Origin of the sequence: Streptomyces sp. 5-10 (assembly GCF_014712245.1) — a bacterium.
In the GTDB taxonomy this organism is placed as follows: domain Bacteria; phylum Actinomycetota; class Actinomycetes; order Streptomycetales; family Streptomycetaceae; genus Streptomyces; species Streptomyces violaceusniger.
Genome location: NZ_JACVYG010000008.1, coordinates 1 through 23,884, shown reverse-complemented (window position 1 = coordinate 23,884; position 23,884 = coordinate 1). Strand labels below are relative to the sequence as shown.

14 protein-coding genes and 1 pseudogene are annotated in these 23,884 nt (G+C 69.5%); 6 read left to right on the top strand and 9 right to left on the bottom strand.

Annotated elements, in window-relative coordinates:
* Window positions 1-55: 55 nt before the first annotated feature.
* The 5 genes from IEJ02_RS12560 to IEJ02_RS12540 all read right to left on the bottom strand — a co-directional run bounded on the left by IEJ02_RS12560 (window position 56) and on the right by IEJ02_RS12540 (window position 3,915).
* The gene (locus tag IEJ02_RS12560; RefSeq protein ID WP_191064912.1) at window positions 56-772 is read right to left on the bottom strand and encodes a GntR family transcriptional regulator; all 717 of its coding nucleotides are present in this window, start codon (window positions 770-772) and stop codon (window positions 56-58) included.
* Window positions 773-1,091: 319 nt separating this feature from the next.
* A complete protein-coding gene (locus IEJ02_RS12555) occupies window positions 1,092-1,778 on the bottom strand; it encodes a GntR family transcriptional regulator (protein WP_223863724.1) in 687 nt (228 codons plus the stop codon).
* 120 nt (window positions 1,779-1,898) lie between these two features.
* The gene (locus tag IEJ02_RS12550; RefSeq protein WP_191064911.1) at window positions 1,899-2,651 is read right to left on the bottom strand and encodes an SDR family NAD(P)-dependent oxidoreductase; all 753 of its coding nucleotides are present in this window, start codon (window positions 2,649-2,651) and stop codon (window positions 1,899-1,901) included.
* A 28-nt stretch (window positions 2,652-2,679) separates the two neighbouring features.
* Window positions 2,680-3,126, bottom strand: coding sequence for a GlcG/HbpS family heme-binding protein (locus IEJ02_RS12545; protein ID WP_191064910.1), 447 nt, complete (start codon window positions 3,124-3,126; stop codon window positions 2,680-2,682).
* Between the two features lie 45 nt (window positions 3,127-3,171).
* Window positions 3,172-3,915, bottom strand: a complete 744-nt coding sequence (locus IEJ02_RS12540) for an SDR family oxidoreductase (RefSeq protein WP_191064909.1) — start codon at window positions 3,913-3,915, stop codon at window positions 3,172-3,174.
* A 231-nt stretch (window positions 3,916-4,146) separates the two neighbouring features.
* Here IEJ02_RS12540 and IEJ02_RS12535 point away from each other — a divergent pair, with 231 nt between their 5' ends.
* On the top strand, window positions 4,147-4,503 hold the full coding sequence (locus tag IEJ02_RS12535; protein WP_191064908.1) for a putative quinol monooxygenase: 357 nt from the start codon (window positions 4,147-4,149) through the stop codon (window positions 4,501-4,503).
* 79 nt (window positions 4,504-4,582) lie between these two features.
* On the opposite strand, the gene IEJ02_RS12530 is transcribed toward IEJ02_RS12535, so the two are convergent.
* On the bottom strand, window positions 4,583-5,488 hold the full coding sequence (locus IEJ02_RS12530; RefSeq protein ID WP_191064907.1) for an NmrA family NAD(P)-binding protein: 906 nt from the start codon (window positions 5,486-5,488) through the stop codon (window positions 4,583-4,585).
* A 100-nt stretch (window positions 5,489-5,588) separates the two neighbouring features.
* On the opposite strand from IEJ02_RS12530, the gene IEJ02_RS12525 reads away from it, so the two are divergent.
* From IEJ02_RS12525 to IEJ02_RS50755, 3 genes and pseudogenes are all read left to right on the top strand, one after another.
* Window positions 5,589-6,134, top strand: a complete 546-nt coding sequence (locus tag IEJ02_RS12525) for a TetR/AcrR family transcriptional regulator (RefSeq protein WP_137976943.1) — start codon at window positions 5,589-5,591, stop codon at window positions 6,132-6,134.
* A 1,057-nt stretch (window positions 6,135-7,191) separates the two neighbouring features.
* Complete coding sequence (locus IEJ02_RS12520) at window positions 7,192-10,008, top strand: helix-turn-helix transcriptional regulator (RefSeq protein ID WP_191064906.1); 2,817 nt, start codon at window positions 7,192-7,194, stop codon at window positions 10,006-10,008.
* 326 nt (window positions 10,009-10,334) lie between these two features.
* Window positions 10,335-10,523, top strand: a pseudogene (locus IEJ02_RS50755) (beta-ketoacyl synthase N-terminal-like domain-containing protein); the annotation flags it as partial.
* A gap of 210 nt (window positions 10,524-10,733) precedes the next feature.
* On the opposite strand, the gene IEJ02_RS12510 reads toward IEJ02_RS50755, so the two are convergent.
* The gene (locus IEJ02_RS12510; protein WP_191064905.1) at window positions 10,734-11,312 is read right to left on the bottom strand and encodes a TetR/AcrR family transcriptional regulator; all 579 of its coding nucleotides are present in this window, start codon (window positions 11,310-11,312) and stop codon (window positions 10,734-10,736) included.
* Window positions 11,313-11,405: 93 nt separating this feature from the next.
* Between IEJ02_RS12510 and IEJ02_RS12505 the strand changes: the two genes are divergently transcribed.
* Window positions 11,406-11,852 (top strand): anthrone oxygenase family protein, encoded by a 447-nt coding sequence (locus IEJ02_RS12505; RefSeq protein ID WP_191065069.1) that lies wholly within the window; start codon window positions 11,406-11,408, stop codon window positions 11,850-11,852.
* A 63-nt stretch (window positions 11,853-11,915) separates the two neighbouring features.
* The gene (locus IEJ02_RS12500; RefSeq protein WP_191064904.1) at window positions 11,916-12,905 is read left to right on the top strand and encodes a S66 peptidase family protein; all 990 of its coding nucleotides are present in this window, start codon (window positions 11,916-11,918) and stop codon (window positions 12,903-12,905) included.
* A gap of 5 nt (window positions 12,906-12,910) precedes the next feature.
* Here the strand turns inward: IEJ02_RS12500 and IEJ02_RS12495 are convergent, their stop codons facing one another.
* Together IEJ02_RS12495 and IEJ02_RS12490 are read right to left on the bottom strand one after the other, a co-directional pair.
* Window positions 12,911-23,245 (bottom strand): non-ribosomal peptide synthetase, encoded by a 10,335-nt coding sequence (locus tag IEJ02_RS12495; protein WP_369075647.1) that lies wholly within the window; start codon window positions 23,243-23,245, stop codon window positions 12,911-12,913.
* Window positions 23,246-23,247: 2 nt separating this feature from the next.
* A complete protein-coding gene (locus IEJ02_RS12490; RefSeq protein WP_498067032.1) occupies window positions 23,248-23,832 on the bottom strand; it encodes an AMP-binding protein in 585 nt (194 codons plus the stop codon).
* Between the last annotated feature and the right edge of the window lie 52 nt (window positions 23,833-23,884).

Genomic DNA, 23,884 nt, shown 5'->3' with positions numbered 1-23,884 from the left:
AGAGCTGCCCGCCCGACGCATCTCCTGCGGCGGAGCGGGCAGGGGGGATCGAGGTTCAGCCGCCGGACAGCTGGACGAGGGCGGCGCGGTGGTGTCGCGCCGCGAGTTCCTCGGCGCGGTCCCCGTCCCGTTCGAGGAGAGCGTCCAGCAACTCGCGGTGTTCGTGGTAGCGGGCGCGGAACGCCTCGGCGCGCTCGGGTGCGAGCCTCATGGTGAGGTCGAGCCGTTCCTCTTCACTGAAAGCCCGGGTTTGGTCCAGCAGGCCCTCCAGGACGGGGTTGCCCACGCACGCCTCGACCCGGCGGTGAAAGAGGCGCAGCTTGTGGAAGACGGCCGCGAGCCGGTCGGACACATCGGCCTCCATGCCCTGCTCGGCGACGGCCTCCTCGATGCCGGCCACGATCTGGTCGGTCTGGGCGAGCAGCGAGACCAGGTCGGTGAGCTGCTGCGCGGTGGCGTTACGGGCGGCGAGGCGCGCCATGAGGGCGGACAGGCGGACCTCGGCCTCGACGATCTCGGAGCGGGCCGCCGAGGAGTGGTCGGCGACCCGCAAGGCGCGCGGGCCCACCCTTTCCACGACCTTCTCGTGCACCAGCTGCCGCAGCGCCTCACGGACGGGGGTGGGACTCACGCCGAGGCGGGCGGCCAGATCGCGTTCGGTGATCTTCTCGCCCGGCCGCAGGACGCCCTCGCGGATCGCGTCCCGAAGCCGCCGGTACGCCTGGTCGGCCAGCGACGTGGTCTCCACGGGACCCAGGGCGTCTACGCTCATGCCGGCAAGAGTACTGACGCTATAGCAAACATGCAATGGCCCAAGTGCCCTCGCCCACACACCCGCTCATCTGCACTCATCGCTCTGCGCCGGGGCCCGGAGTAACCCGGGCCGCTCCGGGTCCCGGTACGTACCAGGCCTGACAGCCGCCACCAGAAGGAACATCCACTGGTCGCTACGCCACATCTGTCCGCGCTCGGCGATGGCGGCGCTCCGGGCCCGCCGGGCAAACGAGGGAGAAACGCACTCTGTCTCCACGCCAGTACGCATGGGGGTACCTCGGCGACCGTTCGCGGTGTCGCCAGGAGGGCCTTCGCCCTCATCCGGCGCGTACGGCCTCGCTTTGGGCCACGGCGCGCAGGGAAGCGGACGTTCGGTCGATGTGCTGGGCCAGCAGGCGAGACGCGGCGTCGGCGTCCCGTGCGACGACCGCGTCCACCAGAGCCTGGTGCTCACCGGCGATGTCACGGTCGTAGTCATGGCCGATGGGGAACGACCAGCGGCGGTAGACCGTCGCGGCGTCCCTCAGGGAGAGGGCGACGCTCAGCAGGCGGTCGTTGCCGCACCCTTCGAGCAGGGTCTGGTGGAAGCTCTCGTGCACCGCGAGCCAGTCGTGGTTGACCTCACCGCCGGGCAGTGTCATGGGGGTGCCTGCCAGGTGGTGGTGGGCGGCGACGACCGCCGACTCCCAGGTGATGTCCCCGCGCTCGACCGCCTGGCGCAGCACCAGGGACTCGATGTCCCGGCGTGCCTCGGTGAGTTCGTCGAGGTCCTTCAACGACAGCGTGACCACGCTGAATCCCTGTTGTGGCGTGGCCACGACGAGGCCCTGACCGGAGAGCCGCGTCAGTGCCTCGCGGATGACGGACTGGCTGACCGAGAAGCGCTGTGCGAGTTCGACGAGACGCAACCGCTGTCCGGGCTCCAGCGCCCCCTGAAAGATGTCCTCGCGGATCTGCGCGTACACCGCGCCCGCCCGCGTCGCCTTCTCTGCCGCCACAGCCATGAACCCTACCAGGAAAGCGCTACGCCCAAAAAATATCGTTAATTCGGGGCTGGGTCCGGATCCGCAGACCACCGCCTCCGACGAGACGGTGACGTAACGGCCCCGCCACCGATCCCGTGTCTACAGCTGGGTGGCACCGCCGTCGACCAGCAGTTCCGCACCGGTGGTGAAGGAACTTTGCTCTCCCGCCAGGTAGAGGGCGGTGGCGGCGACCTCCTCGACACGGCCGACGCGGCCGAGCGCGTTCGATGCGGTGGGCTTCGCCGTCGCGGACCGACCGCCCCGCGGGAACGCGGCTCGCAACTCTGCCCCGCCGGGCGTCTCGACCGGGCCGGGAGTGAGGGCGTTGACCCGGATTCCGCGGTGGCCCAGCTCGGCGGCCCAGGTGCGGGCCAGACTCCGGATCGCGGCCTTGGTGGCGGCGTAAACACTGAGTCCCGGGGTGGCGCGCCGGACCGCGCTCGAGGAGAGCAGCGTCACCGAGGAGCCCGCCGAGAGCAACGGCAGCGCCTTCTGGACGGTGAAGATCGTGCCCTTGAGATTGACGGAGGTGGCGCGCTCGTACTCCTCCTCGGTGATCTCGCCGAGCAGGCCGTAGTCCGCGACACCGGCATTGGCCACGACGATGTCGAGGCGGCCGCCGCGCTCACCGATCTCGGCGAAGAGCCGGTCGAGATCGGCGAGTTCGGACACATCACCCTGGATACCGATGCCACGGCCACCGAGGTGTGCCACGGCGGCGTCCAGTTCGGCCTTGCGGCGGCCGGTGAGGTAGACGGTCGCTCCCTCGGTGGCGAACAGGCGGGCGACGGCCAGGCCGATGCCGGCGGAGGCACCGGTCACGAGGGCGATCTTGTTGTCCAGTTGTCCCATGTGGTTGCCCCATCGCTGGTGAGCCGGGTCAGTGTGCGGAGGAGGCCACGTCGGCCGGGAGAGAGGTCGCCTCGGTGGGGAGAACCGATGCCACGGCCGCCTCGACCACGGTGAGATCCTGTTGTCCCGTGCCGCCGCTGGCACCGATTCCGCCGATGAGCGCTCCGCCGGCGAAGACCGGAACCCCGCCCTTGCTGAACATCACTCGGCCGTCGGTGGCCACGCTGATCGACGTGGTGAACTGCACCCGGCCCGCGAACACCTCCGCGACCTCAGCCGACGGACGTGCGAACGCCGCGGCCGTGTACGCCTTGCCGATCGCCACCTCGGCGAGCGGGAACGGAGTTCCGTCCATCCGGGCGAAGGCGACGAGCGCGCCGCCGGTGTCCACCACGGCGATCGCCATGGGGACGCCCAGCGACATCGCCTCCGCGCGAGCCGCGCTCACGAGAGCGGTACCGAGATCGAGGTTCATTGCACTACTCCTTCACTTGAGCTGGAACCCGGGGTGCCGGGGCCGTCAGAACGCGGCCTTGGTCAGACCGCCGTCGACGCAGGTCGTCGTCCCCGTCACGTAGGAGGCACGGGGAGAGGCGAGGAACACCGCGACATCGGCGAACTCCTGGACGGTTCCCCACCGGCCCATGGGGATCTCGTCCGTCAGGTGCCGCGGCACACCGCCCGGGAACACCTCGTCCCGGCGAGGGGTGGCGATCCGTCCAGGCGCCAGGATGTTGACCGTGATGCCGTCCGGGCCCAGCTCGGTCGCGAGCGTCTTCAGGTATCCGTGGATTCCAGGGCGGATCGCGTTCGACGCCGCCATGCCCGGTGTGGGCTCCTTGACCCCATGCGTCGTTATCGCCAGGATCCGGCCGCTCGAACTCTGGCGCAGGTGCGGCACACTGGCTTCGACGAGACGGATGAGCGGCAGCAGCACGAGATCGACCGTTTCGGTCACGTGCCGCGCCGTCAGATCGCGAGCGGGGCTCGGACGCGGGCCGCCGCTGTTCCACAGGACGATGTCGAGTCCGCCGAACAACTCCACCGCTTCGCCGACGACTCGCGCCGGCTCGTCCGGTGACGTCATGTCCGCTGCGACCGCGCGGGCACCGATCCGCGCCGCGTGGTCCTCCAACAGCTCCTTGCGCCTGGCGACCATGACGACGTTGGCCCCCTCCGCCGCCAACGCCTCCGCGATGCCCAAGCCCATCCCGGAAGACGCACCGCCGACAACGGCGGTCTTGCCCTTGAGTCCCAGATCCATTGCGATCCTCCGTCACGGCTGAGGTGGGCTTCGGCGACACACTCCGAAGATATCGATAATTTAGCAGATTCTCGATTGCCTTGCGGGAGGGGCATCCCGGACGGTGGCCGCAAGCCCGGCGGCAGAGCGCGAACGCCCGCCCTTGCCCCTGACGTCAACGTCAGGATCTACCGTGCGCGTCCAGGGCCGTTCCGGCCCTCAGTACCAGGACACGAAGGGCGGCAAAGGACAATGAACTCGTTCCAGGGCAAGGTCACCACCGCAGGCACGGAGCAGACCGCCCGGACGGCCATCATCGTGGCCGGCCGCGTCTTCGTCCCTCCCGGCGACGTCGAAACGTTCATCGCCGAGGCCCGGGCGACCTACCCGGTCGCCGCGGCGAACCCGGGAAACGCGCTGATCTCGTTCTCCGTGGAGGACGCGGCGACCGGAACCGTCACGGTGCTCGAGCAATGGACGTCACAGGAGGCGCTCGACCGGCATCTGGCCACACCGGAGGTCATGGCGCTCTTCGCCAAGTGGGGCCCACATATGCGCAATGAGGTGCGCAAGTTCGACGCGCTCAACGAAAGAGACCCCCGGGCCTGAGACACCGGCGGGTCCGCGTCAAGACCGCGGATGCCGCGACACACACCGCCACCGGCCCGGAACCCAACTCAGGCCCCGCTCACTCCGAGCGCGCCGCCCCGTGAGCCCACTGCTCGAAGGTCGTCGTCTCGATGCCCAGCGCGTGGGCCATCTCCGGGCGGGCCGGTGCCGGGTAGGTGTCCATCCGCCGCTGCGACTGCGCCAGTTCCGGCGGGACCCCCCAGGCGAGAGCCTGCTCCGGGTCGCTCGGCAGCTCGATCGGCGTCGACCGTACGGAGTTGAGGATCTCGACCGCGCGGCGCAGGGACAACGCGTCTCCCGCGAGCTCCAGCACGACCCCATGGAAGCGTCGCGGATCCGCGAGCGCCGCGAGCGTGGCCGTCCCGATGTCCTGGACCGCGATCCACGGGCGTGCGACATCGAGGTCGTTGACGACCCCCAGCCGGTTCGAGGTGAAACCCGCGAACCACAACGACGGCTGCTTCAGGTTTTCCATGAAACCGGCGGGCCGCAGGATGGTCCAGGTGCGGAAGCCCGCCTCGCGCACCACCCGCTCGGCCTCGATCTTGCTGCGCCAGTAGTGGGCCGGGAAGGCTCCCCAGCGTTCCTCGTCGAACGCCCCGGGATCGTCGTTGCCGGCGCCCGACACCGATGAGTGCACGATCTGCTCGACCCCGGCCTCCCGGGCCGCCGCCACCAGGTTGCGGGCACGTTGGACCTCGAAGTCGGCCATCAAGTTCGCGTAGTCCGCCGTCTCCATCGAGAACACCGCGGTCGCCCCGGCCGCCGGTTCCTCGAGGGAGGCGGGGTCGTCGAGGTCGCCGCGCACCAGGGTCGCTCCTGCCGCGGCCAGCCGGCCGGCCGCCGCGGACGACGGGTCCCGGACCAGCGCCCGGACCGGCCGCCCCGCCGCGAGCAGCGCACGGGCGACCGCACCGCCCTGGTTGCCGGTCGCTCCCGTCACCAACACGGGCTCGGTTGTCATGGGTACCCCTCTCAGCAGACAAACGGGGTGGCCCCCCGTTTCTGGCCGGGACTATATGGGGTGGGCCCCCGTTTGTCGAACGGAGGTTAGGATCGACGCGATGACGAGCCAGCAGATCCCGCACCGCGCCGACCGGCGGCGCAATCGTGAGCGCCTGCTCGCCGCCGCCGCCGAGATCGTGGCGCGGGACGGCGCCTCCGCCTCGCTCGAGGAGATCGCCCGGCGGGCCGGGCTCGGCTCGGCGACCCTGCACCGGCATTTCAGCTCCCGCGAGGCCCTGCTGGCCGAGGTCTTCCACGAGGGCGTCGAGCGACTGGCGGTACGCGGCCGGGAGCTCAACGAGACCGTGGGCGGCGACGGGCTGGCGGTCTGGCTGGAGGAGCTGACCCGCTACACCGCCACCACCCGCGGGCTGGCCGTCTCCCTGCGGCCCACCGAGGCCGACAGCAGCTGCCACGGCGTACTGGCGGATGTCGCCGCCGACCTCGCGGCGACCGCGGTCGGGGCCGGCCGGCTGCGCCCCGAGGTTACGGTCGACGACCTGCTCGCCCTGGCCAACGGCATCGCCATCCGGGCCGAGGGCGATCCGGAGCTGGCCACCCGACTGCTGCGGATGGCCATCAACGGCGTGGCGCCCCGGACCTGACGGTGACATAGCCCGCGGGCGCGCCGCGGAAGGCGTTCCGCGCCCCGGACGCGCGACGCGCCCGGCGGCGGGCTTCGACATGTCTCACGCACGTCGCCCACTCCGATGCCGAGCGCAGCCCGAGGCCTCATGCGGGGGACGAAGCGGGCAGGGCCGTCGAGACCGCGCGGTTGCGGCCATTGTGGGCTCGGGCGTTCCGGCCATCGCGGGCTCGGGCATTATCGGGCACGCTCAGAGCCGAGGCGGGCCGAAGGGAGGGGAGAAACGGGCAAGAAGGCCGTCACGGCCCGGGGGCGTGAAGCGCCGGAAGGTGACGACGCGGGACGGCGGGGCGGGCGCGGGCGCGGGCGCGCTTACGGAGGATGCCGCTCCGGTCAGCTTGCGTGCCCGATCGGGCCCGGCCGTCGGCGAGTAGGGCGGTAAACGGGTACGAGGCCTCCGGATGGCGCGAAATCACCTGTCTCATTAGCCGCCTTTGACAATTTAAAAACAATCTCTCCACGTCTCGGGTACAAGGCGTTTCTCCAACCGATCACACCCGTCCGGGGCTCCCTCACGGGCCCCACGGGCTCACTGCGGGTTTGACACCTCGTTGACTCCTGCGGGAGGCACTGGTTAGGCTGGCTAACAGATAGCGATCACCCCAAGGAGAGCATCCTGCCTGCCCATCCATGATTCCGTTCACTCCATCCAGTGCGCGGAAAACATTCCACCCCGTCGGTCGATTCCTCTCCGACCTGAGGGTTTTGTGTTTTCCCCCGCAACCGGAGTTCGCCCTGTTTCATATCCGCTTGACAATTCATTCGCCACCGAGGCCGGTTTTCAGTCGCGCCGTTGACGCATACCAGCCACTTCCCTGCGTCGCACCTACTTGCTCCGCGTGAAATCTTTCCGAGTGGAAAGCGCCGGGTTCCGGCGTACCGGCATCGTGGTAATCGCCCACGCGCCGGGAGCGTGCCGCCGCGTTCGGCCAAAACCTCCCGAAACGGTACCCACCCCCACTCCCGCCCCGACCAGGGGTCCACTTGGCCGGGTTGCAAGAAAGGACGTTTCCGTGATGTTGGTCGAGCGAGCGAGGCAGATCGCCGTACTGCACGAGGCGTTCGACGCGTGCACGAAGAGCGGCGGCCGGGCCGTGATCGTGGGCGGTCCTGGCACCTGTGGCAAGACGAGCCTGCTCCGCGAGTTCGTCCACAGGCTCACGGACGCCGGGACGCTGGTGTTCTCGGCGACGGGCTCGGCCATCGAGCGCCCGACGGCGTTGGGGATCATGGGGCAGCTCTTTCACAGCGTGGGCCTCAAAGGCGATTTCGACCGCCGCGTCGCGGGGGAAGCGCCGCCCGGGACCCCGGAGTCCGCCGAGACGCCCGGGACGTTCGGGCAGGGGGTGGACCCACGGGTGGTGGAGGACGCGTGTTCACTGTTATTGGACCGGGTGGGTGACGGCCCGGCGCTGATATGCGTCGACGACATTCACCACGCCGACGAGGCCTCCTTGGACGTACTGCTCTACCTGCAGCGGCGGCTCCGGCACCGCGCCGTCCTCATCGCGCTGAGCACCGCCGATTCGGCCTGGGTCCCCACCAGCCCGTTCTTCGCGGAACTGTCCCGGAACCTGCCGTGCGACTCCCTCTCCCTGGGCATGCTGAGCGTGGAAGGGGTCGCCGAACTGCTGCGCGAGCGGGCGGGAACCGCTCAGGTGGCCGCGTACCACGACGCCTCGGGCGGCAACCCCATGCTGCTGAACGCCATGGTCAGGGACGCCGCCACCGGGTGGGAGCCGGGCGACGCCGACGTCGCCCCGGTGTCGGGAAGCGCGTCGTTCAGGTCGGCCGTCGCGATCTGCCTGTACCGGGGAGAGCCCGCCACGTTGGAGACCGCCCGGTGCCTGTCGATCCTCGAGATGAGCGACTCCCGGCACCTCCTGCCGGATGCCCTCGGTGTGAGCGCGGACACCGCCGACCGGGCGCTCGACGCCCTCATGGCGGTGGGGCTGCTCCGGGAGGACCACAGCTTCCGGCACCCCCTGGCCGGGGCGGCCGTGCGGGAGACGATGTCCGCCAAGGACCGGGGGGCCTATCACTGGCGCGTCGCCGCACTGCTGCAGCGGGAGGGCGCCGACGCGTCCGCGGTGGCCACGCATCTGGTCGCGGCGGACGCGAGGCCGATGCCGTGGTGGGGGGCCTCCGTCATGGCCGACGCCGCGGAGGAGGCCCTTCGGGACGACCGGCCCGACTTGGCCGTCCGCTACGCCGAATCCGCTCTCCGTACCACCGCCACCTCGGAGGACCACGCCACCGTCCTGTCGATCCTGTTCCGCGCGAAGCGGTGGACCAGCCCGTCCGCGGCGGCGAGCCATCTGCCGGCGCTCCAGGAGGCCCTGCGGGAGGGCCACTTGACCAGCGACGGCGTCGAATCGCTGATCAGCGGACTGCTCTGGCAGGCCAGGTCCGACGACGTGCTCCACACGCTGCGCCAGCTCGAATCCGCGGAGGGCGAGCCGGACCCGCAACGAGCCGCCATGGTGGACGCCATGCGGGCCTGGCTCCGCTATGTCAGTCCCCCGGCCGTGGGCACGGGGCGGGAGGTCACCCGGGCGCTCACCGGCTGCGACGGCGGACCCGACAGCGGTCGGACCCTGTCCCGCCGCGCTCAGAGCACGCTGCTGGCCGCGCTCGGCGGCGATGACGCCGAGCAGGTGGGGATCCGCGCCGACGATGTGCTCCAGAACTGTGAGAGCGGGGATCCAGCCGTGGAACCCCTGCTGTCCGCCCTCCTCGCGCTGATCTACGCGGACCGCCTGGAGCAGGCCGGGAGGTGGTGCGACCGGCTGCTCGCCCTCTTCGACGCACGCGGCATGGTGATGCTCAAGGCGGTGCTCTCCAGCGTGGCCGCCGAGGTCGCCCTGCGGCGCGGTGACATGCCGCTCGCCAGTACCCACGCGAGCGAGGCCCTGAGCCTGATGAGCAAGAGGAGCTGGGGGGTGGTGATCGGCTACCCGCTGGGCACGCTGGTGATGGCGAGCACCACGCTCCGGAAGTTCGACGAGGCGGCCGCGCTGCTGAACAGGCCCGTGCCGCGGCAGATGTTCGACACCACGTTCGGCCTCTCGTACCTGCACGCGAGGGGCCGGCACGCGCTGGTGACGGGACGTCCGTACGCGGCGCTCGAGGACTTCCGGCGCTGCGGGCAGCTGATGGGCGACTGGGACTTCGATCTGCCGACCATCGTGCCATGGCGCAACAGCGTGGGAGAGGCACACCTGGCGCTGGGCCGGGTGGACGAGGCCCACGCCATGTTCGACGAGCAACTCACCCTCGCGCGGGGCAAGTCCACCGCGGTCCAGGCGGCCTCGCTGCGCCTGCTCGCGAAGACCGGCAAACCCCTGGACCGGCTGCCCCGCCTGCAGGAGTCGGCGAAGCTGCTGTCGCGGTCCAGCCATCTGCTGGACCTGACGGTCACCCTGGCCGAGCTGAGCAACGAGCACTACGCGCAGGGTGACTCGGCACGGTCACGGACCGTGGGCAGGCGGGCGATGCAGATCGCGCAGATGTGCGATGCGCAGGGCGTCGCCCGTGGTCTGCTGCTCAGCGAGGACCGATTCGACCTCGTGGGCCTGCTCCCCCTGGACGAGACCCCGAACGAGGAGCTGAGCCACGCGGAGGCCCGGGTGGCCGGGCTGGCCGCGGAGGGCCTGACCAACCGGGAGATCGGCCGCAAGCTGTACCTGTCGGTGAGCACGGTCGAGCAGCACCTCACGCGGGTCTTCCGCAAGCTCGGCATCAGCCGCCGCACCGAGCTCATCGGCCTCCTCCGGCAGGAGACCACGGAGCGGAACGGCCCGGCGCTCGACCGTGCCGCGGCCCAAGGCTGAATCACCAAGGCTCCATCACGAAGGCTGAATCACGAAGGCTGAATCACAGCCGTCTGCGGATCCGCCCAATGTTTGATCCGCCCCCCGAGCGGCCCCAAGCCAGCCACCCATGACAGAACCTGCCAACCCCCTATAGCCCTCACCGGGGAATACAGGGTGCCCGGCGATCGAGCGGTGTGGTGTCGCAGCGGCCCTAGGGGGTGCTTGTGTGGTTTCGGGGTCGGTTGCGTCCGAGCACGGGAAAGCGCACGTGATTTCACGGATCTGCTGTCTGCCCGTCAATCGCGGCACAAGGTTGCCCTATTTCCGCCGACCGACTCGGCGCCATGCCGGATCACGACCCCGAAACATTTCCGGCCGCCGGCTTACTAGGTGGTTTCCTCGATTCCGTGGACACCTTCGACGCCGATTTCTTCGGCGTCTCCCCGCGTGAAGCGGCGGCGATGGATCCTCAGCAGCGGCTCATGCTCGAACTGGGCTGGGAGGCGTTCGAGGACGCGGGGATGACGGCCGAGCGGTTCCGGGACACCACGACGGGGTGTTCGTCGGCGCGATCGGCGGGGACTACGCGACGGTCGTCCACGATCGAACTTAGCGGGTGCCCCGTCGGGGTGCGGGCCCGGCGATCCGCGGCTGGGCCGTGTGGGCGCGCGGGACCGGAGGCGATGCCGCAGGCAGGCGGCGGGGCCCAGGGGCCCCGGCCGCGTGCCCGCCGGGACGGTGCGTCAGACCATGGCGAGCCGGTCCACCAGCAGCTCCGTCCTGCGCTCGGTGTCCTCCGGCGGCAGCCGTCCCGCCCGGGTCAGGGTCGCCAGCCCGTGCAGGGCCGCCCAGAACACCTCGGTGAACAGCGCCGGGTGGACGCCGTCCCCGGCGACCTCGCCAAGGCTCTCCAGCAGGGCGGCGAAGGCGTCCTTCAGCGGCTCCGGGGTGTCCTCGTGCGCGAACGCCAGGCCGCCGTCGAGCTGGAACATGGCGTCGTAGACCGCCGGGTTGCGTTGGGCGAAGTCGAGGTAGGCGCGGGCGAGGGCGGTGACCCGGGCGCGCGGGCCGTCCGCGGCCCGGGCCGCGGCCCGCAGCAACGCGGCCATCTCGGCGGCGCCCTCGAGGGCGACGGCGCCGATGATCTCGCGCTTGCCGCGGAAGTGGCTGTAGAGGACGGGCTGGCTGTACTCGATGCGCTCGGCGAGCCGGCGGGTGGTGACCGCGTCCCAGCCCTGTTGCTCGGCGAGCTCGCGGGCCGTCGCCACGATGAGGCGTTCGCGGTCCGCCCGTTCGCGTTCCTTGCGTTCCTGTACCGACATGATCCGAATCCTAGCACCGCTAGACAATCGAGCGGCAGCAGTACTAGCGTTGCCACATCGGCTATCAACGCTAGATATCAAGGAGGGGTCATCGTGCTCAACGCACTCCAGGTCGTCACCACCGTGGTCGTCGGGGTGATGGTGGGGGTGGAGTTCTCCGTCGCCTTCGTCATCAACCGGATCCTGAACGGCCTCCCGGAGGACAGCGGCGTACTCGGCCGCGCCCACGGGGCCCGGATGCTCGGCGCCGCGATGCCGGTCTGGTACATCACCTCGCTCGTCCTGGCCGCGGTCTGGGCCATCACCAGATGGCACCACCACGGCACCGGCCTCGTCGTCACCGCCGCCACGCTGCTGATCCTCAGCGTGATCATGTCGATCCTGCTGCTCGTCCCGATCAACAACCGGGGCAGGACGTGGACCCCCGACAACCGGCCCGCCGACTGGAAGCAGCAGATGAACCGCTGGGACCGCTTCCACTACGTCCGCGTCGCCGTCCTCATCGCCGCCTTCGCCCTGCTGGTCGCCGCCCTCACCTGAGGCGGAATATCGGCGGCACCGGCCTTGTTGCTCGGCATTATTGATCAACGAGGAAGAGTCCCCATGCCTGCGATCCTTCGGCCCCGCGCGCTACGTTCCGGCGACCTCGTGGTCGTCACCGCGCCCTCGGGCCAACTCGAGCCGGGTGAGGAACCACTGCTCGCCCGCGGTGTGGCGATACTGGAACGGATGGGTTTCCGCGTGCGGGTCAGCCCGATGGTCAACCCGACGCGGAATCGCTGGTGGGCGTCGGGCACTCCGGCGGAGCAGGCCGAGGAACTCAATGTCTTGCTCCGGGACCCGGAGGTGCGGGCCATCGTCGCGCATACCGGTGGACAGACGACCATCGGCTATCTCGATCTGATCGATCTGGACGCGATCCGGGCCGACCCGAAACCGATCATCGGCTACAGCGACATCTCGCTGCTGCACATGGCGTTGTACGCCAGGACCGGCCTCGTCGGCTTCCACGCCGACATCGTCACCCACGGTTTCGGCAGCGATTGGTACACGCTGGGCGACGAGGCCCGTCGCTCCGAGCTCGTCGACCTCTACACCCGTGTGCTCACCAAGACCGAGGCGCCAGGCGCACTGCCGGCGAGGGGGGCCTGGGAAACCTGGCGGCCGGGCCGCGCGCAGGGACCACTGTTCGGCGGTTTGCTGAACCGCCTGGTCCTGCTGCAGGCGACACCGTTCGCGCCGGCCGCCGAACGGTTCGAGGGCGCCGTGTTGTTCTGGGAGGAGCTGCAGCGGCCGGTCTCGCGGATCTGGAACGACCTGCACACCTTGCGGCTGTCCGGTGTGCTGGACCGGATCGCGGGCATGGTGGTCGGCATCCCGACCGAGGTCACGCCCTACGAGGGTGGCGGACAGCGCGCAGGCCTGCGCGACGTGGTACTCGACGTCCTGGGGCGACGTGACATCCCGGTTCTCGCACAGGTCGACTTCGGTCACACCTCGCCGAACCTGCCGCTGCCCCTAGGCATACGCGCACACGTGGACGCGGACAACCAGACGCTGTCCCTGCTCGAGTCGGCGGTCGCGGAAGGCTGAGGGCCTCACCGCCCGGGGCTCCGCTGGGCCTCCGCCCGAAGGAGTCCGTCGAGCAACCGCACGAGTGAGTCGACGTGCGGCCGCTTGAGTGTCGACATATGGGTACCGGGCGCGTCGAACACGCGGAGGCCCGGGGCCCATCGGCGCCACTCGTCGGCACACGCCTCCTTGGCCCGGCGATCGTCGGCCCCGTCCCGTTCCGGATCACTCACCAGCGCCAGGACGACCTCCCCGGAGTAGGTGCTCCGCGGGGTGTACGACGTCCGCAAGGCAGTCCCGAAGACGTTCAGCGGCCCGTACAGCACCTCGGGACCCGACCGGTGCGGCAGCGCTCCGGCCACGACGAGGCGCTCGTGGATGAGCGCGATCTGAGCGGCCTTGGACGGCTGGCTCCGGAGATCGTCGATGTCGACGCCCAGCGGGCGCTCCACGGTCATCTCGAAGATCTCGATCCACTGGGAGAGCACATCGAGGTGGCCGAGGCCCTTGACCGGCACGGCCACCGCGTCGGGCGCTTCGCTGTCGACGATGGTGACCGAGCCGACCCGTCGCCCCGCCGCCTCGAGCCGGCAGGCCGTCTCGAAGGCGATCCAGCCGCCGAACGAGTGGCCGAGCAGGTGGATCGGCCCCGAAGGACACGCCTGCTGTACCGCCTCGCCGTACGTCTCGGCCATGAGATACGGATCCGTTTCGGGCACCGCACGGTTGTCGAGGCCCCGGGGCTGCAAGCCGTACACCGGCCGGTCCCGCCCCAGGGCGGCGGCCAGATCGGTGAAGCTCACCGCGCTGGCTCCGGCCCCGGGCACGCAGAAGACGGGGCCGACGGTCTCCGGCCGGCCCTTCTGGAGGGTCACCAGGGGCGCATGCCGCTCGGAGCCGCGCTCCGCGCCGTGCTCGCCGCCGCCCGCAGATCGCAGCGCGGCGTTGAACGCCTCGGCCGTGACCTCGAGGTTCGGCGTCCGGAAGATCGTCAGGTGGGCGCCGGGAACGGGTATGACACGAAGGAACTCCGGCGAGACCACCTGTGACCATCCGTACGTGGGCTCGGCCCCCGGCTCCTGATCGTCCTGGGCCACGAACAGGTGCACCGGCAGGTGGACCGGCTGGGGGCGGTAGCGGTCCGCCGCCCATCGTGTCTCCCTCAGATGCCCGACGGTGGTGCGCAGGTCGTCGTCGGTGACGTCGGGCAGCAGCGACAGCTCCCGGCCGAAGGCGAGCAGCGTCTCGAAGGTCTGTCCTTCGATCACCGAGCGCCGCTCGGCGACGGCCTTCTCCTTCGCCCGGTCCCCCGCCGCCGCGAGCTCGAGGAGCTGCAGGAAGTGTTCCGCCTCCGAGGGGTCGGTGGGGTCGGCCACGTCGAGGCAGCTCTCCGAGTCGAACAGGGCGAGGAACTCCACCGTCTCGTCCTGGCCGCGCAGCTGGGTGGCCACCGCGTAGGCCAGGAGCCCGCCGAACGAATAGCCGCCGAGGCGGTACGGCCCCACGGGCTGGATCTCGCGCATGAGGCGGACGGCCCGCGATGCCATCTCGTCGACGGTACGCCGGTGTCCCGCCGGCGCCCGGTCGGCCGGGATGCCGTACACCGGGATGCCCTCGTCCAGGAGCGGCGCCAGGACGTGGGCGTAGAGCACGTAACCGGCGGCCTCGGGCATCAGGAACAGGGGGCGTTCCGATGCGCCGGGGCGCACCAGGACGGCGCCGTCCCGCGGTTCGGCCTCCCGCCTCTCTCCGAGGGCGTGCGCGAGTTCGGCGATGGTCGGGTGGGCGAACAGGTCGCCGATGGTGATGTCCACGCCCGCCCGCTGGGACCACGATGTCACCTGCACCGCGAGCAGCGAGTGGCCGCCCAGCTCGAAGAAGTTGTCGTGGCGGCCGACTTGGCTCATCCCGAGGAGGTCGGCCCAGACCGCCGCGAGCGCCGTCTCCACCTCGCCGACCGGCGGCTCGTACCCCCGGCCCGCGTTCGCCTCGGACTCGGGCGCCGGCAGCGCACGACGGTCCACCTTCCCGTTCGGCGTCAACGGCAGCGCGTCCAGGAACACGAACGCCGACGGCACCATGTAGTCGGGCAGCCGGGTGCCGAGTTCGGCACGCAGCGCGGGAAGGAGCCGACGGGTCCGGCTGCGGCGCGCGCCGCTCACCAGCGTCGACCAGTCGGGCTCCGCGGTCGAGGGCTCGATCAACCGCGGCATGCCGACCACGGGCCGGCCGGTGGCGTCGAGGCGGCGCGCGACGAAACCGAACGCGCCGTCCCGGCCGTGCCGGGAGAAGTCCACGTCGATGCGGTAGCCGCTGTCGGCTCCGATGCGGCTCAGCTGCTCCGGGTCGGTGGCGTCGTCCGCGGGAGCGGAAGGGGACCCAGCGCGTTCCCCGATGGTCGCGGACCGCGTGTCCAGGCGCCGGACGAGCTCGGCGTGCGGGCGCAGCCGCGCGCTGGGAACCCCGTGCACGGCGAGGATGTCCGGGCGCTCGACCGTCAACGTGGTCCGCAGGGCGTCCACGGTCAGTCGCTGTTCGGACCAGTCCAGCCAGGTGACGTCCCCATCGGCCGGGGCTTGGACGGGCTCGTCGGCCGGGGCTCGGACCGGCTCATCGGCCGAGGCTTGGACGTCCCCATCGGCCGCGGTTTGGACGGGCTCGTCGGGGGGAGTCGTCCCGCCGGCCACCGTCAGCCGGACGTCGTACCGGAAGTTCGTCATCTCGTTGTCGTGGCCGCCGAGCTTGGGCAGGACACGCACCCCGGTGATCTCCGGTATGCGGGTGGGCAGCGCGGTGAACAGCCGCGGGTCGATGACGAGTTCCTCGTCATCGGCGATGGCCCGGTCGACGCGCTCGCGCAGCTGGTCCGCGGCCAGTTCCGGCGGAGCCCAGGCCGCCTGGACCGTGGCGTGGAAGGTCCTCAGCAGCGGCAGGCTGCGCACATCGCCGATGATGAGCGAACCGCCGGGGGCGACGCGGCGCACCGCGCCCTCGATCACCGAGAGCAGATACCGCTCGTCGGGGAAGTACTGCACCACGGAGTTGAGCAGGACCACGTCGAAGAGCTGATCGGGCACCTGGTCGAGGCGGTCGGCGGCGCACTCGAACAGCTCGATGTGGTCCAGCGCCCGATCGGGCGCGCCGACGGTCCGCCGCAGGTTCCGCACCGCTACGGCGGAGACGTCGGTGCCCCAGTAGCGCCGCACATGAGGAGCCACGGAGAACAGGATCAGGCCCGTACCGCAGCCGATGTCCAACACCGACTCAGGTTCCGAGGCGAGCACCAGATCCCTGGTGCGGTCGACCCATTCGCGCATCTCCTCGGCGGGGATCGGCTTGCGGGTGTAGCTGCTGTTCCAGCCCCGGATGTCGAACGTCGGATCCACCATGCCGTCGCCGGGACCGGTGTCGCCGGCCACGGTGCCGTCGCCGTGGCCGGGTATCAGCGAGGTGTCGTACGCCGCGTCCCAGACCCGCCGCCACTGCTCCAGCTGCTCGGCCGACTCCGCCGGGTCCGGGTCCGCGTCGGCGAGCGACGGCAGTCCGAGATACGCGACCAGGCGCTGATCACCCGGCGAGTCCTCCCGGGCCATCACCACCGCTTCCCGGATCCCGGGGAACTCCAGCAGCCGGGCCTCGATCTCCCCCAGTTCGATGCGGAAGCCGCGCACCTTCACCTGGAAGTCGTTGCGGCCCAGGAGCTCGATCGTCCCGTCGGCACGCCACCGGCCGAGGTCCCCCGTCCGGTACACCCGCGCATCGGGGTCGGCGCTGAACGGGTCGGCCGCGAATCGCTCCGCGGTCAGCTCCGGGCGGTTGAGGTAACCCTTCGCGACACCCGCCCCGCCGATGTACACCTCGCCCACCACACCCGTCGGCGCGGGACGGCCTCGCTCGTCGAGGATGTAGATCCGCGTGTTGGCCAGGGGCCGGCCGATGTGCGGCACGAAACCCTCCGCACGCGGCATGCGCGCCCAGGTCGAGTAGGTCGTCGCCTCGGAAGGACCGTACAGATTGATGACCTCGCCAACGCCGGTCGCCGCGAAGACGCGGTCCACGACGTCCCGTTTGAGCGGCTCACCGGCGACGTTGATCGTCCTGACCGTCGCCGGCACGTGGCCCGCCTCGGTCAACGTGTTCAGCGCGGACGGCACCGTGTTGATCAGTGACACCTCCACCGGCTCGGACGCCAGGCTCAGCGTGTCCTTGACCAGCACCACCGTCGCTCCCACGGCGAGCGGGACGAACATCTCGAACACCGACAGGTCGAAGTTGATCGATGTCGAGAACAGCGTCCGTTCCAGGACATCCGCGCTGTAGACCGCCTTCGACCACTCGATGAAGTTGACGGTGTTCCGGTGTGCGATCATCACGCCCTTGGGCCTGCCGGTGGATCCCGACGTGTAGAGGACGTAGGCCAGGTGGGCGGAGGTGAGGCCCGTCCGGGCCCGGTCGAGATCGGTCTCCGGCTGTCCGCCGAGGTCCTCGTCCAGGTCCACCACAGTCACTCGCCGACCGCCGGTGTCCTGTCCGGCGGCGTCCGTGGTCAGGTCGCGCATCAGCTCGGCGGCCCGCGGACCGTGAGTCAGCACGACGGCGGACCCGCTGTCGTCCAGGATCATGCGCAACCGCTCGGCGGGGTAGGCCGGGTCCAGCGGCACATACGCCGCACCGGCCTTCAGGACGCCGAGCAGCCCGGCGACCATCTCCACGGTCCGCTCGGCGCAGACCGCCACCAGGCTGCCCGGGCGCACACCCGACGCCCGCAACCGGTGTGCGACCTGGTTGGCCCGCCGATTCAGCTCCGCGTAGGTGAGCGACCGTGGCCCGTGCTCCACGGCGACGGCGTCGGGGGTACGCGCCACCTGCCGCTCGAACAACTCATGGACACACGCCTCGACGTCGTAGGGGCGCTGGGTGGCGTTCCATATGTTCACCACCAGGTCCCGCTGGGACGCGGGCAGCACGTCGATCCCTCGTGCCGGGGTGAGCGGCGCCGTCCGCAGGGCCGTCACCAGCCCGTGCAACGCGGTCTCCATCAGCTCGCACACCAACCGCGGGTCCACCGACTCGTGGACCTGTGCGGTGAGCACGAAGCCGTCGTCCAGGTCGCCCGAACCGCCCAGCTCATCCGGGTCGCCCGAACCGCCCAGCTCGTCCAGGTCGTCCACCGACAACGTCACCGGATAGTTGGTGCGCTCGGTCTTGACCTCCAAGGACTCGATGCCGTCCCACGCCGCCCGCGCCTGGGCAGGCTCGGCGGAACCGGTGGTGGGGTGACGGTAGTTGAGCAGACTGGTGAACAACGGCATCGACGCATGCACACCACTGCACCGCTGCGCCAGCACAAGCGAGGCGTGCTCGTGCCGCATCAGCCGGGTCAGCGTGTCGTGAGTACGCCGAATCCCCGCCTCGACGCCGTCGTCACCGACGCCGACGCGCACCGGCAGCGTGTTGATGAACAGGCCCATTCCCCGGTCCGCACCCGCGCCGCCGTGCATCCGGCCGAAGAGAACCGTGCCGAACACCACGTCGTCCCGACCGGTGACCCGGGCCAGAACCTGGGCCCACGCGTGGTGGAACAGACTGGCCGCGCTCATCCCCAGCCGCCGCGCCGCACCACGCACCTCGCGCGCCAGGCCGGCGGGCAACTCGACCCGGGCTTCCGCGATGCCGGAACCGTCGCCCTGGACATCCATCAGCCCGAACGGCGCGGTGGGCTCGTCCACGTCACCGAGCAGCTCGCGGAAGAACGCCTCGTGCTCCTCCTCGCTGACGCCCAGAGCCGCCTGCGCCACCACGTTGCGGTACGGCACCGGCTCGGGTAGCTGATCCTCGTGGCCGGCCATCACGGCTTGGACCTCGTCGATGAGATGGCGCAGGGAGGTGTTGTCGTCGACGAAGTGGTGGAACAGGACGAGCACCAACCACCGGCCGTGCGCCGCGTCGAAGGCCACGCACAGCCGCAGCAACGGTGCCTGCCGCAGATCCAGCCGATAGCGCCGCGGATCGAAACGCTCCACCAACTGGTCGGCCCCGTCGACGGCCACTTCCTCCACCACGAGCGGCGCGCGGCGCCAGACGATCTGCACCGGGCGCGGCAGCCCGTCCCACGCCGTCGAGGTCCGGAGGATGTCGTGCCGGTCGACCACTACCTGGAGGGCGGCGACGAAACGATCGACGCGGTCCCGGTCTTCCATCCCCAGCAGGGCCGACAGCAGGTACGTGTCGCCCTCCCGCGCCATCAGGTGGTGGAAGAGAATGCCTTCCTGGAGCGGCGTGAGCGGGTAGATGTCCTGGACGTTCGCCACGCCGCCCGGCACGCCGGCGACAACCCGGTCGATCTCCTGCTGGGTCAGCGCGACCAGCGGCACCATATCCGGTGTGATCGCCGCACTGTCGGGGCGAATCACATTGGGCGGTACCGCGACGGATTCGACTGGCACGCTGATCGCCACCGCGAATTCCGCCAGCGTCGGCGCCTCGAACAGTGTGCGCACATCGGTCTCGAACCCGAGCGTCCGCAACCGCTCCACGAGCGTGACCGCCAGCAGCGAATGCCCGCCCAGCTCGAAGAAATTGTCATGGCGGCCGACCCGCTCAACGCCAAGGACCCGCGCCCAGACCTCGGCCAGCAGCGTCTCCGTCTCCCCGACCGGGGGTTCGTAGGCGCGGGACGCGTAGGCCGCGCCCTCGGGCTCCGGGAGCGCCCGCCGGTCCACCTTCCCGTTCGCCGTCAGCGGCAACACATCCAGCCACACAAACGCCGCCGGCACCATGTACTCCGGCAACCGCGCCCCCACACACGCCCGCACCTCCTCCACCGCAATGGGCTCCCCGGTCAGATACGCCACCAGCCGCTTGTCCCCCGGGACATCCTCGCGGGCCAGCACCACCGCCTCACGCACCCCCGGCACCTCCAACAGCCGGGCCTCGACCTCGCCGAGTTCGATACGGAAACCCCGCACCTTCACCTGGAAGTCATTACGCCCCACAAACTCAATCGACCCATCCGCCAGCCACCGGCCGAGATCCCCCGTCCGATATATCCGCGCTTCAGGGTCCGTGCCGAACGGATCGGGGACGAAGCGTTCATCAGTCAGCTCGGGGCGGTTGAGGTAGCCGCACGCGACGCCTGCCCCACCGATGAAGATTTCTCCCACCACACCTATCGGAACCGGTCGACCGTACCGATCCAGGATGTAGACCCGCGTGTTCGCCAAGGGCCTGCCGATGTGCGACACGAATCCTTCCTCGCGCCGCATCATCGCGCCCGTCGAGTTGATCGTGGTCTCCGACGGCCCGTACAGGTTGCAGATCCTCTGCACACCGGTGTCCGCGAAAACGCGGTCCACGACGTCCTGCTTGAGCGCCTCACCACCAACATTGATCGTTGTGACCGTCGACGGAAGGTGGCCACCCTCGGCCAGCATGCTCAGCGCGGACGGCACCGTGTCGATCAGCGACACGTCGACCGGCCGGGACGCCAGGCTCAGGACATCGTCCGCCAGAACCACCGTCGCGCCGACGGCCAAGGGAACGAACACCTGGAACACCGCGGGATCGAAGTTGATCGACGTTGAGAACAGCGTCCGGTCCAACTCTTCTCGGCTGTAGGCCGATGCCGCCCAGTCGATGCAGTTGACCGCACTCCGATGGGCGATCATCACCCCCTTCGGCGTGCCCGTGGAGCCCGAGGTGTAGACCAGGTACGCCAGATCGGAGGACTTCAGACCGGTCTTCGCCCGGTCGAGGTCGATGTCCAGCTGATCACCGAAGTCCTCGCCCAGATCCACCACTATGGGCCGCCCGGGCGCGTTCCCGATCAGATCACGCATAAGGTCACGCATCAGGCGGACGGTCTTCGGCCCATGGGTCAGCACGACGGCCGGCTCGCTGTCGTCCAGCACGAAGCCCAGACGCTCGGGGTACGCCGGATCCAGCGGTATGTACGCGGCGCCGGCCTTGAGGATCCCGAGCAGTCCGGCGACCATCTCCACGGTCCGCTCGGCACACACCGCCACGCGGCTGCCCGGCCCCACGCCCAGCGCCCGTAACCGGTGCGCGATCCGGTTGGCGCGCACGTTCAGCTCGACATAGGTGAGTGACCGGGACCGAGCCCCGTCCTCCACAGCGACAGCGTCGGGAGTGCGCGCCACCTGCCGCTCGAACAGTTCATGCACACACGCCTCAGCGTCGAAGGGCGCTTCTGTGGCGTTCCACGTGCGAAGCACCAGCTCGCGCTGGGCATCGGGCAGGACGTCAAGCTCACGCGACGGTGTCATCGGCGCCGACCGCAAAGCCGCCACCAACTCCTGCAACGCGGTCCGCATCAACGCACACACCGCCTGCCCGTCGACCGACGCATCGACGTGCGCGGTGAGCACGAAGCCCTCGGCCAGGTCATCCACCGACAGCATCACGGGGTAGTTGGTGCGCTCGACGTCATTGAGCGGCTCGAATCCGCCCATGACCGCCCCGGCCGCGGCCGCGGGGGACGGGGTGTCCGCGAGGGGCGGGGCGTCCGCAGGAGGCTGGGTGTCCGCAGGAGGCTGGGTGTCCGCAGGAGGCTGGGCGTCCGCAGGGGTGGGAGCGGAGGTGTGGCGGTAATTGAGCACACTGGTGAAGAGCGGCATCGACGGGTGGACAGCGCTGCATCGCTGCGCCAGCGCCAGCGGCGCATGCTCGTGGCGCATCAGCCGGGTCAACGCCTCATGGATGTGGAGCACCCCAGCTTGTACCGCGTCGTCACCGATACCCACACGCATCGGCAGCGTATTGATGAACAAGCCCATGCCTCGGTCCGCACCGGCACCGCCGTGCATCCGGCCGAACAGAACGGTGCCGAACACCACATCATCCCGGTCGGTCAACCGCGCCAAGACCTGCGCCCACGCCTGGTGGCACAGACTCGCCACGCTCACCCCGAGCCGCCGCGCCACAAAACGCATCTGCCCAGCCAGGTCGGGGCTGAGCTCGATACGGGCATCGGTGATCTCGGAGCCGTCACCTTGGACGTCCATCAACCCGAACGGAGCGGTGGGCTCATCCACGCCCGCGAGCATCTCGCGGAAGAACGCCTCATGCTCATCAGCGCTGACACCCAGCACCGCCTGCGCCACCACATTGCGGTACGGCACCGGCTCCGGCAACCGCCCAGCCTCGCCGGCCATCACCGCCTGAACCTCCTCGCCCACCACCTCCAACGCCGTGTGATCACCCACCAGATGATGCAAAAGGATCAACACCAGCCAACGCTCAGCCACCGCATCGAAGGCCACGCACAACCGCAGCAACGGCGCCTGCCGCAAATCCAGCCGATACCGCCGCGGATCAAAACGCTCCAACAACTCCTCAACACTGCTGACGGTGATTTCCTCCACCGTCAGCGGCGCATCCCGCCACACCACCTGCACCGGCCGCGACAAACCCTCCCACACCACTGACGTACGCAAAACATCATGCCGATCCACCACCACCTGCAACGCCGCCACCAAACCATCAACCCGCTCACGACTGTCCACACCCAACAGACTCGACAGCAAATACGCATCACCCTCCCGCGACATCAGGTGATGAAAGAAAATACCTTCCTGCAACGGCCCCAACGGATAAATATCCTGCACATTCGCCACGCCGCCCGGAACCGCCGCCACCACCCGATCAATCTCATCCTGAGACAGCGCNTCCTGCACATTCCCCACACCACCAGGAACCGCGGCCACCACCTGATCAATCTCATCCTGAGACAGCGCAACCAGCGGCACCATATCCGGCGTAATCACCGCACTGTCGTCACGAATCACATTCGGCGGAACCACCACCGCCCCAGAACCAGCACCCATCGCCACCGCGAAATCCGCCAGCACCGGCGCCTCGAACAACGTACGCACATCCGTTTCCACGCCCAGGAGACGGATCTGCTCCACCAGCGTCACCGCCAGCAGCGAATGCCCACCCAACTCAAAGAAATTGTCACGACGGCCAACCCGCTCCACCCCAAGGACCCGCGCCCACACCTCGGCCAGCAACGTCTCCCTCTCCCCCACCGGGGGCTCATACATCCGAGACGCGTAAGCCCCACCCTCCGGCTCCGGCAGCGCACGCCGGTCCACCTTCCCATTCGCCGTCAACGGCAACACATCCAGCCACACAAACGCCGCCGGCACCATGTACTCCGGCAACCGCACCCCCACAAACGCCCGCACCTCCTCCACCGCAACGGACTCACCCGTCAGATACGCCACCAGCCGCTTATCCCCCGCGACATCCTCACGGGCCAGCACCACCGCCTCACGCACCCCCGGCACCTCCAACAACCGCGCCTCAACCTCACCCAACTCAATACGGAAACCCCGCACCTTCACCTGAAAATCATTACGCCCCACAAACTCAATCGACCCATCCCCCAACCACCGCACCNAATATAAGTCCGCAGATCAGGAAGCCGCCGCCCAATCGGACTCCCCCCACCCCACCCCGCACCCGACTCCACATCCGCCCCACTCAACGGGTAATACGTCGCATGAACCGTCGTCTCAGTGATCCCATACATATTCACCAACAACGTGCCCGCATTCACCTCCCGCTCATACCACGACCGCAACCCCCCAACCTCCAACGCCTCCCCACCAAAGACGACATACCGCAGACAATGCCCCTCACCACTACCCCCCTGCACCTCCACCAGCCGCCGAAAAGCCCCCGGCGTCTGACTCAACACCGTCACACCCTCCCGACACACCAACGCATAAAGATCCCCCGGCGACCGCACCACATCACCCGGCACAACAACCAACCGCCCACCATAAAACAACGCCCCCCACATCTCCCACACCGAAAAATCAAACGCATACGAATGACACAACGACCACACATCATCCGACCCAAAACCAAACCACCGATCAGTCGCCCAGAACAACCGCACCACATTCCGATGCTCCACCATCACACCCTTAGGAACACCCGTCGACCCCGACGTATACAACACATACGCCAAA

What these genes read in the sequence shown, in the direction of transcription:
- IEJ02_RS12560 (WP_191064912.1), bottom strand. Translation starts at nt 772, where the DNA reads ATGAGCGTAGACGCCCTGGGTCCCGTGGAGACCACGTCGCTGGCCGAC.
- IEJ02_RS12555 (WP_223863724.1), bottom strand. Translation starts at nt 1,778, where the DNA reads ATGGCTGTGGCGGCAGAGAAGGCGACGCGGGCGGGCGCGGTGTACGCG.
- IEJ02_RS12550 (WP_191064911.1), bottom strand. Translation starts at nt 2,651, where the DNA reads ATGGGACAACTGGACAACAAGATCGCCCTCGTGACCGGTGCCTCCGCC.
- IEJ02_RS12545 (WP_191064910.1), bottom strand. Translation starts at nt 3,126, where the DNA reads ATGAACCTCGATCTCGGTACCGCTCTCGTGAGCGCGGCTCGCGCGGAG.
- IEJ02_RS12540 (WP_191064909.1), bottom strand. Translation starts at nt 3,915, where the DNA reads ATGGATCTGGGACTCAAGGGCAAGACCGCCGTTGTCGGCGGTGCGTCT.
- IEJ02_RS12535 (WP_191064908.1), top strand. Translation starts at nt 4,147, where the DNA reads ATGAACTCGTTCCAGGGCAAGGTCACCACCGCAGGCACGGAGCAGACC.
- IEJ02_RS12530 (WP_191064907.1), bottom strand. Translation starts at nt 5,488, where the DNA reads ATGACAACCGAGCCCGTGTTGGTGACGGGAGCGACCGGCAACCAGGGC.
- IEJ02_RS12525 (WP_137976943.1), top strand. Translation starts at nt 5,589, where the DNA reads ATGACGAGCCAGCAGATCCCGCACCGCGCCGACCGGCGGCGCAATCGT.
- IEJ02_RS12520 (WP_191064906.1), top strand. Translation starts at nt 7,192, where the DNA reads ATGTTGGTCGAGCGAGCGAGGCAGATCGCCGTACTGCACGAGGCGTTC.
- IEJ02_RS12510 (WP_191064905.1), bottom strand. Translation starts at nt 11,312, where the DNA reads ATGTCGGTACAGGAACGCAAGGAACGCGAACGGGCGGACCGCGAACGC.
- IEJ02_RS12500 (WP_191064904.1), top strand. Translation starts at nt 11,916, where the DNA reads ATGCCTGCGATCCTTCGGCCCCGCGCGCTACGTTCCGGCGACCTCGTG.